The organism is Kitasatospora sp. NPDC024654, assembly GCF_055559155.1.
The window spans coordinates 1-1,692 of record NZ_JBVHLF010000253.1 but is presented as its reverse complement, the minus strand read 5'-3'; the positions used below and the strand labels follow the sequence as shown (position 1 = coordinate 1,692).

The window sequence follows — 1,692 nt, the reverse complement described above, 5'->3', positions numbered from 1 at the left end:
TCGAAGATCCGTTCTCGGGCCGACACGTCGGTCCCGAGGTGCTCCATCGTCGTGCTGGTGCCGACCAGCAGGGCGATCAGCTCCGGCAGGCCCAGCTCCGAGCGGACCGCCCCGGCTTGTTGCGCCCCGGACAGTAGCTCGGACAGTTGCGCCTGGATCACCTTGCTGGACTCCTGCAGGGCCGCGTGCGCGTCCACGCCGGCGGCGGCGAGTGCCTGGGCGAACTCGTTCTTGCCCGCGGACTGGTCGATCACCAGGCGGAAGCAGCCAAAGAAGGCGTCGGCGGGTTCGGCCTCGGCGGCCAGCTGCGCGGTCTGGGCCGCGATCGTCTCCAGCCTGCGCACCATCACCGCCTCCAGTAGGGCCTCCTTGGTCGGGAAGTGCCGGAAGAGCGTGCCGACCCCGACCCCGGCGGCCCGGGCGATCTCCTCGGTCGGCACGCCGACGCCGCGGGTGGTGAACACCTCCGTGGCGACGTCCAGCAGCCTGGCCCGGTTGCGGGCCGCGTCCGCCCGCAGCGGGCGTTCCTGAGCGTCGCTCATCCCTCCCACCCCACCCTTCCCCGCCGACGGCAGAGCCCTGGACAACCGGAGTCGCCAGTCCGTATCGTATGAAACCTGAGTCGCCAGTCCGATTCTAGCGACGGATCCGGCAGGGGGTTGATCATGTCTGAAACGCTGTCACCGCGCGAGGTCTTCCAGAAGCTCCTCGAGGGCATCACCGCGGGGCGGTTCGCGGAGCTGGCCGAGCTCTACGCCGAGGACACCGTGGTGGAGACCGCCTTCGAGCCGGTCGGGCCGCGCCGGTTCGAGGGGCGGGCCGCACTCAAGGAGCGGTTCGCGGAGGTCTCGCAGCATTCGCCCGTGGAGCTGACCGCGACGAACGTGGTGATCCGGGAGACCGACGACCCGGAGGTGATCGTCGCCGAATGGAACTACCAGGTGCACCACCGGGTGACCGGGCGGAACTTCGAGGTCGCCAACATCCAGGTGCTGAGGGTCCGCGACGGCCTGATCGTCAGCAGCCGGGACTTCCACGACCACCTGGCCCTCATCGTGGCCGGCGGCGACCTGCCGCAGCTGGTCGCGGCGCTGGACGGCAAGTAGCGCGAGCGCGGGGCCGCGGGTCGGGACTCCCCCCAGGGTCTCGGCCCGCGACGCGTTCCGCCGACAGCGCTCTCGGACGGACTCGCCGTGAGGAAGCCGCTCCGGCTTCCCGTCGTGCCGACAAGCTGCTTCCGGGTCAGTGATCATAGGCGGTCAGTGACCGCATGACCGGCTGGCCGGTGTGCTGGTTGTGCCAAATCGCCGCGGTCAGCGCGAGGATCCGTTGGAGCACGCGGACGATCACACCGCCGGGAGTGCGACCGCGGTGGCGCTCCAGGTCGAGCTGTCCCTTGAAGGTCTCGTTGATCGACTCGATGACCTGCCGCAACGGTTTGAACAGCTGTGACCCGGCCCGCTCGGCCTCGCCCCTGCGTGCCGGACGCAGTAGCTGGACGCCCAGCTCGGCGAGCTGTGTTTCGAACTCGCGGCCGAAGTAGTTCTTGTCGCCGATCAGCGTCTGCCCGCGACGGTCGTCGAGGAGTGCCGGCTCGGCGGCGAAGATGTCGAGCAGGGTCTCGCGCTCGTCGGCCTTCGCCCCGGTCAGCGCGAAGGCGATCGGCAGTCCGCCGAGGGTGCACACCAGGTG

The 1,692-nt window shown here is 70.0% G+C and carries 3 protein-coding genes; 1 reads left to right on the top strand and 2 read right to left on the bottom strand.

Annotated elements, in window-relative coordinates:
• A partial coding sequence (locus tag ACZ38L_RS39430; RefSeq protein ID WP_465702968.1) for a TetR/AcrR family transcriptional regulator occupies positions 1 to 542 on the bottom strand: 542 nt, incomplete at its 3' end.
• 123 nt (positions 543 to 665) lie between these two features.
• On the opposite strand from ACZ38L_RS39430, the gene ACZ38L_RS39425 reads away from it, so the two are divergent.
• The gene (locus tag ACZ38L_RS39425) at positions 666 to 1,106 is read left to right on the top strand and encodes a nuclear transport factor 2 family protein (protein WP_465702966.1); all 441 of its coding nucleotides are present in this window, start codon (positions 666 to 668) and stop codon (positions 1,104 to 1,106) included.
• 136 nt (positions 1,107 to 1,242) lie between these two features.
• On the opposite strand, the gene ACZ38L_RS39420 is transcribed toward ACZ38L_RS39425, so the two are convergent.
• On the bottom strand, positions 1,243 to 1,692 hold a 450-nt coding region (locus ACZ38L_RS39420; RefSeq protein WP_465702964.1), incomplete at its 5' end, for a transposase.